The 9,034-nt window shown below is 43.8% G+C and carries 5 protein-coding genes and 1 rRNA gene; all 6 read left to right on the top strand.

The genetic code is table 11. The features are described from left to right. Positions 1 to 94: 94 nt before the first annotated feature. Entirely contained in the window at positions 95 to 1,309 is a 1,215-nt protein-coding gene (locus tag PV403_RS20775; protein WP_442951785.1) for an MFS transporter, read from the top strand. A gap of 197 nt (positions 1,310 to 1,506) precedes the next feature. Next, positions 1,507 to 3,060 carry an acyl-CoA synthetase gene (locus PV403_RS20780; RefSeq protein ID WP_332085898.1) on the top strand — a complete coding sequence of 518 codons (1,554 nt, stop codon included), beginning with the start codon at positions 1,507 to 1,509 and terminating at the stop codon, positions 3,058 to 3,060. 340 nt (positions 3,061 to 3,400) lie between these two features. Further along, complete coding sequence (locus tag PV403_RS20785; RefSeq protein WP_332085894.1) at positions 3,401 to 5,137, top strand: ABC transporter ATP-binding protein; 1,737 nt, start codon at positions 3,401 to 3,403, stop codon at positions 5,135 to 5,137. After that, on the top strand, positions 5,130 to 6,971 hold the full coding sequence (locus PV403_RS20790) for an ABC transporter ATP-binding protein (protein ID WP_332085895.1): 1,842 nt from the start codon (positions 5,130 to 5,132) through the stop codon (positions 6,969 to 6,971). Before PV403_RS20785 ends, PV403_RS20790 begins: the two co-directional genes overlap by 8 nt. A 972-nt stretch (positions 6,972 to 7,943) precedes the next feature. Beyond that, positions 7,944 to 8,150: a hypothetical protein gene (locus PV403_RS20795; RefSeq protein ID WP_213535359.1), complete on the top strand. Its 207-nt coding sequence runs from the start codon at positions 7,944 to 7,946 to the stop codon at positions 8,148 to 8,150. 821 nt (positions 8,151 to 8,971) lie between these two features. Continuing rightward, positions 8,972 to 9,034 (top strand): 16S ribosomal RNA (locus tag PV403_RS20800); the annotation flags it as partial.

Here is a 9,034-nt window from a genome sequence, read left to right on the forward strand (position 1 = left end):
TGACAAAAGAGAACTGATGGGAAAGATCAGTTTTTCTTTTTTATATTAGTGGACCGAACAGTCGGTCTAAAAACGTGGGCAAAGGAGAGAGAAAATGAATCAACTGCTGCGCAACAAGTCATTTTTAATCGTAACGGGTTCTGATTTATTGCAAAATCTCGCAATTTGGATACGGAATATGGCGATCTTGTATTTTATTGTGGAACGGACAGGGGGAGACCCCTTCGCTGTTTCGCTCATTACGGTTTTAGAATATGTCCCCATTTTCGTTTTTTCCTTCATTGGCGGGGGATTTGCAGATCGCTGGAATCCTAAAAAAACGATGATATGGGGTGATGTCTTAAGCACATTTTCCATCGTTCTGATTCTCGCCTTGTTCTGGGCCGGGTACTGGCAGGTGCTGTATGCAGCAACTTTTGTATCTGCCATCGTGAGCCAGTTCTCCCAGCCATCCTCCGCTAAAATCTTTAAACGGAATGTTCCTGAAGAGCACGTTCAGACCGCGATTGCACTTACACAAAGCCTTCATTCACTGTTTATTATTGTGGGTCCTCTGCTTGGGACATTCATCTATACCACTCTTGGACTGCAAGCCTCCCTATATACCTTACTCTTCTTATTTATCTCGTCCGCTGTATTGCTTACTTTTTTGCCGTCAACTACTGTGGAAAGAGAAAAACAGAACTCTTTATACGAAGATCTGCTGGAAGGGTGGCGCTTCATACTAAGAACGCCTTCTCTAAAATGGCTTGCCGTAGTTTTCGCCATTGTAGGTCTCGCAGAAGGATTGGTCAGACCCTTACAGATCTTTATCGTTACGGATAGATTAGAACTTGATGCGACTTATGTTTCCTATCTTTCGGGAATATCAGGTCTCGGACTGCTTATAGGAAGCGGAATGGCCGCCTTTATAGGTCAAAAAATAAATCAAACGTTCCTTCTTGTTGCAGGAATATGTGTGATGGCACTTACAACCATAGGTGAAGCTTTATCTACTGCGTTTGCTTTGACTCTTACGATCAGCTTTTTTGGTGCTATCAGTTTAGCTTTTATCAATGTCGTCATCTCGACGTTTATGGTTGCACAGGTTGAAGAAAACATGATTGGCCGAGTAGGTGGAACCATTATGCCGTTATTTATGGGAGCCATTCTGATTGGATCTTCGGTTACAGGTCTTCTCATGAATGCAACATCTTTACTTACGGTATACCTGATTTCAGCAGCTATCATTTGCGTAAGTGTGCTCCCAGGTTTGTTGATTCGATTTAAGAATCCAGCAATTAGAGACGAGCAATTAGAGTCGCCATAAAGCTCGGTCTGCTGGAGGTATGGTATCAGTGGGACCGATTAAAATCAAACTATTTTCCTGGGCAAAAAAGTAAGCCAAGAAATCTAATTATTAGCACCAGGTACTAAATAATGATATAATGGTCCTAATACCTACTTGACCCTAAGGAGACGATGAGTGTGAATTACGAGCAATGGATTGCACCGGAACAATATAATATGACATCAGAAATGGAACATCATCCGGCTGAAAACGTTGCACTCAAGTGCTTGGATGAGCATGAACATGAAGAGGAAGTAACTTATGGGAATTTGCTAAAAAAAGCAAACCAAATTGCAGGCGGCCTTGCAGATCTTGGTCTAACAAAAGGTGACAAGGTACTTGTTATGGTACCTAGAAATGTAATTGCATACGCAATATATATCGCTTGTTTGAAACTTGGCCTTGTTATTATTCCTTCTTCTGAGATGCTGAGAGCCAAAGACCTTTCTTACCGGCTTGTACATTCGAAAGCTCGCGCTGTCATTGTATGGTCCAGTGTGACGGATGAAGTTGATAAGATGGAAGAAACGATCCCTTCTTTGGCATACCGAATTGCTGTATCTGCTGAACCAGGAGAAGAAAAAGCGGGATACCGTATGCTGAATCAACTGATGGAAGGCCAGCCAGAGGTACGCGAAGCGGTGGATACACACCGGGATGATATCGCAATTCTGACGTACACCTCAGGTACAACGGGCAATCCTAAGGGAGTTGTTCATACTCACGGCTGGGGTTACGCTCATCTTCGCATTACTTCGTCTTGGCTTGATATCAAATCCCAAGATATGGTGTGGGCTACGGCAGCCCCTGGATGGCAAAAATGGATTTGGAGTCCGTTCCTTTCTGTACTCGGAAATGGAGCAACGGGATTTGTATACAGTGGTTCGTTTGAACCGAAACGTTATTTACGGTTCTTGCAAGATTACAAAATAAATGTGCTTTGCTGTACACCTACCGAATATCGGCTGATGGCAAAACTTGATGGACTCGGTCAGTATGATTTATCCAACTTGCGCAGTGCAGTGTCAGCCGGTGAGCCGCTGAACCTCGAAGTGATCAGCAGCTTCCAGCGCCATTTTGATATTACGATTCGGGATGGCTATGGACAGACGGAAAGTACGCTCTTGATCGGTAACCTGAAAGATATGCCTTTCCGTAAAGGTTCGATGGGCATGTCCATGTCTCCAGGACTTGTTCAGGTAGTCGATGATGAAGGACAGCTGGTTCCTCCTGGAGAAGTAGGGAACATTGCCGTTCATAGAGAAATGCCAGCCCTCTTCAGTGCCTATTATTTAGATGAGAATCGGAAGCAACAGAGTATAAAAGGGGAGTATTTCCTGACAGGAGACCGCGCAAGCATCGATGAAGAAGGGTACTTCTGGTTTGAAGGCCGCGGGGATGATATTATTATCAGTTCGGGGTATACGATTGGACCGTTTGAAGTGGAAGAAGCACTCATGAAGCATCCTGCGGTGAAAGAATGTGCTGTCGTAGCAAGTCCAGACGAGACAAGAGGGCATATCGTAAAGGCGTTCATCGTGCTGCAAGAGGGCGTAGAAGGTTCCAATTCTCTCATCAAAGAAATTCAGCATTACGTAAAAGAGATAACAGCACCTTATAAATATCCGCGTAAGATTGAATTTATTAGTGACTTACCCAAAACAAGTTCAGGTAAGATTCGCCGAATTGAGCTTCGCAATCTAGAGAAACAAAGAGCAAATCAAGCATGATATATAAAAAAAGAGGGATCTCGATTCCGAATTATAATGGAACGGAATGACCTCTATCATAGCTCAAAGGCTGCCTAGAAAATCCCGGCAGTTTAGACCGTAGGCAAACTAGCTTAATCTAGTTTTGCCTACGGTTTTTTTATTTTGGTAAGACCGAAAAGACCGAAATGAATTGAACGTATCAGAATTTCCTGATTTTATATAGTTTAATTTTCCTGGAGTGAAGAATGAGGTGGATGTATGCGCTATAATATGGATAGGAGTGCATTATTTGGGGTAAAACCGGAGTAGAGACATACAGAGATCAATAATATATGCTTCAAACGTCGGAGGAATGAATATGGCCCTAGTGTTTACTTATTTACGGAAATACCGGGTAGCCGCAATCGCTGCACTCTTTATGCTGCTGCTCGAGCTTATGGTAGAACTGATTCAACCTTATCTCATTCAGAAGATTATTGATGATGGAATTCAGCAGGAGAACCTAACCGTTGTATGGACATGGGGCGGATTCTTACTAGGTAGTGCGGTAATCGCCTTTGTAGCAGGGATTTCGAGTTCTTTTTATGCAGCGCATGCCAGTCAGGGGTTTGGGTCAGATCTTAGGGAAGCTTTGTATGAAAAAGTACAGGCGTTTTCTTACGCGGTTTTTAACCGTTTTGCTACGTCTTCACTTATTATTCGGCTCACTGGAGACATTACACAAATTCAGGACACGGTATTTATGAGCTTGCGTTTCGCAACAAGGTTACCGCTAGTTGTCATCGGCAGTGTCATTATGGCACTGATCGTCAATGTGAGATTGGGATTGTTTTTAGCTGTCACAGTGCCCATCCTGCTCATTTTTATTTTCTTCATTATGAAAAAGGTATCTGTTCTCTTTAGGAATGTACAGAATCGGCTGGATGAAGTGAACGGAGTAGCGCAGGAAAACCTCATTGGTATACGGCTTATTCGTGTGTTCGTGCGTATGGGTCATGAGGTAGAACGATTTGGCCGTTCGATACATAAGTTAATGACGTCAACGATGTCAGCTCAGCGTCTCGCAGAGACAACCATGCCTTTTATTATGCTTCTCATGAACGCAAGTGTTCTGTTTATCTTATGGTTTGGACGCAAAGAGATTGTAGCAACGGGCAGTGCTTCCCTCGGGGAAGTTGTCGCCGTGATCAACTATGCCGTTCGTACAATGGGGGCATTATCGATGCTGTCATGGATCGTAGCAACCTTCTCCCGGGCAAATGCTTCCGTAAACCGGATTCAGGAAGTACTGCTGATGGATTCGGATGTATACGATACTAAGGAGAGTTCAATTTCTCCTAGTAAGGCAACATTACAAGGAACCATTGAGTATAGAGGCGTTCATTTTCATTATCCAGAAGGGGAGATGAATGTCCTAAGTGATATTACATTTCAGGCGAAGCCTGGTGAACGGATTGCTATTATGGGTGCAACGGGATCGGGGAAAACTTCGCTGGTTCAGCTGCTTCTCAGGTTATATGAGCCAAATGAGGGGACAATTGCGATTCAGGGTCAGAATATTCAAGAGATACCGGTGGAACAACTTCGAGACGCAATTGGTTACGTACCGCAAGAAGCGGTCCTATTTACCGGTTCAGTGCGTGACAATATCGCTTGGGGCAATCAAAGTGCAAGTCTTGAGGAAATGGAAGAGGCCGCTCGCAAAGCGCAAATTCATGATACGATCCTCTCCTTGCTAAATGGCTACGATACCATGCTTGGACAGCGGGGTGTCAACCTGTCAGGTGGACAAAAACAGCGTCTATCTATTGCTAGAGCACTCGTTCGTCATCCGCAGATTTTGATTCTCGATGACAGTACAAGTGCGCTTGATGTGAAGACGGAAGCTGCCCTTTTATATGAGCTTAATGAATTATCCTGTACGACGTTTATTATTACGCAAAAAATATCATCTACTTTATCTGCAGATCTCATTTTACTGCTCGATGAAGGAAGACTGATCGCGAGTGGTACACATGAGCAGCTGCTTATAGAATCATCTCTATATCGCCGGATCTATGAATCCCAATACGGACAGGAGGCGCAGCATGCTTAAACAACTAGCCGAACCATTTCGTCAGGAACGTTCCGAGGCATTGAAGGATACAAATCAGCTTGGACAGGGAACCCGAAAAAAAGCAGTCAAAGCGAAAAATTGGTCTTGGACGCTGCGCCGAATATGGGATTATCTCGCAAAAAGAAGGCTCAAGCTGATTTTGGTACTCATTATGGTCGTTCTTACTTCTGCCTTAGCATTACTTGGACCGTACCTCATTGGTACTGCGGTAGATACGTATCTCGAAGGAGAGGGAGATAGTACATGGGTGTATTTTTTAGTGGCGCTCGGCGGTGTCTATCTTCTTCATCCACTCTTTGCTTTCTTGCAGAACATTTGGATGATTGAAGTTGCTCAGGAAACGGTATACCGGATGCGTCACGATTTATTTGAACATCTTCATAGACTGCCTATTCCTTTCTTCGGTAAACGTCAGCAAGGCGAGATTATGAGCAGACTTACGAACGATATTGAAAATGTCAGTGCAACCTTGAATGGTTCCATTATTCAGATTACATCCAGCATTTTGACACTCGCAGGGGTCGTTATTGTCATGCTGACACTGAGTCCGCTGCTCACGTTGCTTACTTTTACCGTCGTTCCTTTGATGGCCCTTGGTATGCGCTGGATTACGAAACGGACTGGACCTTTGTTTAAGGAGCGCCAGCGTAACTTAGGAGAACTGAACGGATATATTGAGGAAACCTTGTCAGGACAGCGAATTATTAAAGCTTTTTCTCAGGAGGAACGAGTTCTTACTGCATTTAAAGAGCGAAATGATCGAATTCGTCTATCTGGTTTTTGGGCACAGACGATATCGGGATTCATCCCCAAGCTGATGAATGGGCTGAACAATCTTAGTTTTGCCATTATTGCAGGGATTGGCGGGATTATGGCGATCTCGGGTTCAATTAGTGTTGGCGTCATTATTATTTTCGCTGAGTATGCGCGGCAGTTTACAAGACCGCTGAATGATCTGGCAAACCAGTGGAATACGATCTTATCAGCGATTGCAGGGGCGGAGCGAGTCTTTGAAATTATGGACGAAGATCCTGAGGTAATAGATGAAGCTGGAGCTAAGAAACTCGACCATGTAGAAGGTGCAGTGAAGTTTGAACATGTCTCCTTTGGCTATGAAGAAAAGGGAGCTAGTCTTCAGGATATTTCTTTTGAAGCTAAACCAGGGGAAATGATTGCGCTTGTTGGGCCTACGGGGGCAGGTAAAACCACGCTGATTCAGTTGATTTCGAGGTTTTATAGTCCAGATCAAGGAACGATCACCGTAGATGGTCAGGATGTAACGACCATACAGCGGAAGAGTCTGCGCTCTCATATGGCATTTGTACTGCAAGATTCATTCCTTTTTGAGGGGACCATTCGTGAAAATATCCGCTACGGTCGCCTAAATGCTAGCGATGAAGAAGTAGAGCAAGCGGCAAAAATGGCTAATGCTCATTCTTTTATCACTAGACTGAAGAAGGGTTATGACCAAGTACTTCATGCGGATGGGAGCGGGATCAGTCAGGGTCAAAAGCAGCTGCTCGCTATTGCCCGGGCAATGCTCGCGAATCCTGCTATGCTTGTTCTAGATGAAGCGACCAGCAGTATTGATACGGTAACGGAGATTAAGATTCAAGAAGGATTGCAGCGCCTGATGCAGGGCCGAACGAGCTTTGTTATTGCTCACCGGCTGAATACAATTCGCCAAGCTGACAAGATCCTTGTGATGCAACATGGGAAACTGATTGAGCAAGGGTCGCATGAGGAGTTGCTGGGGGCGAACGGATTTTATAGTGAGTTGTATCATGGGCAGCTGAAAAAGAACGTGGTGTAAAGAAGTAGAGATTACTGTTGCTTATGAAGGTGGAAGGGGAACGGTGTTCACGAGCTCTGTGCTCCACTTGTTTTGTCTGGACGGAGTGTTGCTTCGAAGTAGGAGGTCCAGCCAAAGCCAAAAGTCACTCAGACCTCGAGACCACCTTATTTCCTGAGTTACGCCCTTTGGAATCAGCAAAGTAGAGAAGGAAATACAGCTCCCCCTGATACGGGGGTGGGCAGGGGACAACGTTGCTTCTTTAAGGCGAGCAACGTGTCCAATGAAGGATGATTACTGGTGCGCGGAAGGAAGTACGGTGTTCATGAGATCTGTCTCTGCGGAAGTGGAGGAGGAACGGCGGTGTTCATGAGCTCCGTGATTAGCGTAAGTAGAAGGGGAAACGGTGTTCACGAGCTCTGTGCTCCACTTGTTTCGTCTGGACGAAGTATTGCTTCGAAGTAGGAGGTCCAGCCAAAGCCAAAAGTCGCTCAGACCTCGAGATCACCTAATTCCCTGGAGCCACGCTTTTGGAATCAGCAAAGTAGAGTAATGAAAAACAGCTTCCCCTGATACGGGGAGTGGGCAAGGGGACAATGTTGCTTCTCTTATAGAAGCAACGTGTCTAATTAAAGGTAATTACTGGTGCAAGGATCATGAATAAGTCCGTGTTGAGCGAAGGTGGAAAGGTAAACTTTGTTAAGGAGTTCTGGTGTTCAGCGAAGGAGATAGGAGAGAAGTGTACTTCTATTCAACGAATAGATAAGTTAGAGCGAGGGGGTCATCGTAATAAAAGCCTGTACTACTATTAGCCTAGTACTCTTTTTATTTCTTGCATTAGTAGCCTGTGGGAGTGAACGAAGCCCCGAGTTACCTACACCCGATCAGGTAATACGAGATGCTGAGATATCAGCCTCCAATATTTTATTAGGGGATACAACGGAGAAAGATGAAAAAACCGCTTTAACCCCTCTAGTTTTTGATGATTGGGAAGTGAAGTTTACAGAGGGAAAAGAAGAACTGAAGGCCGAGATCACAGCCATTGTAGGCGATGAACTGTGGGTTTCAGATATGAAAAAAACAATTACACTTCATTACGGGTTGAATGAATCCACACAGTGGGAAGTTCAAGGAGTAGATGTAAATGATCCCGTCATTCGTGTAATACCACGTAGTCAACAAGCAGCAGGATCTTTCTGAGTTTTTCCAGGCGGTTTAGTATTACATTAAACGTGTTGAATAAAACAATGAGGCAGCCGATACAATCATCGACTGCTTTTTCATTTTTCAAAATAGAAGGAGGTTCACTATAGGGAGTTTACTATATTCGTAGTTGAAGATGATAATGCGTTATTTGAAGTGCTCAAAACAGGGCTGGAATCTTGGGGGTTTCATGTGACGAGACCGAGGATTTTGAAGAGGTCAAGCATTCGTTTCTTGATCAGCAACCTCATCTTGTTATCATGGACATCACGCTCCCTAAATTCGATAGCTTTCATTGGTGCAGAGAAATTTGCTCCTATGAACTTTAATAACGCGATCGATGACAAAATAATTCCGCGTGTTGTACGGCACCTCGATGAGCGCAAGATTACTTATATATAGAAGAAATAGATTGTGATGATGGACTTGTATACTGCATTATCAGCATCTCAAAAATGGAGTTAATTTTTTCGAAAAAAGTACTTGCATAATTAATATCAGCATGGTATATTCTAATTCCGGCCAAGAAGTTAGCCAGTAAGCAACACACTGAATAACAAGCCTCATAAATGAAGTTAAAAAACTTCGAAAAAAAGCTTGCATTTCTGAACCGGACATGATATTATATAAAAGTTGCTGACGACGAAAGTTGTTAGCGAGATTGATCTTTGAAAACTGAACAACGAGGAGTTTTACGTAAGTGAAACTCGTGAGTGAATCAATACAAATTCAATTTGTTGGTCATAACAAATTGAATAGAGAACTTTTAAGTTCTCGTCAGCATTTTCTAAATGAGCTTATCGCTCTTTTCAATAACTTTATTGGAGAGTTTGATCCTGGCTCAGGACGAACGCTGGCGGCGTGCCTAATACATGCAAGTC

This window comes from Paenibacillus sp. GYB006 (assembly GCF_036577645.1).
Taxonomy (GTDB): domain Bacteria; phylum Bacillota; class Bacilli; order Paenibacillales; family Paenibacillaceae; genus Paenibacillus.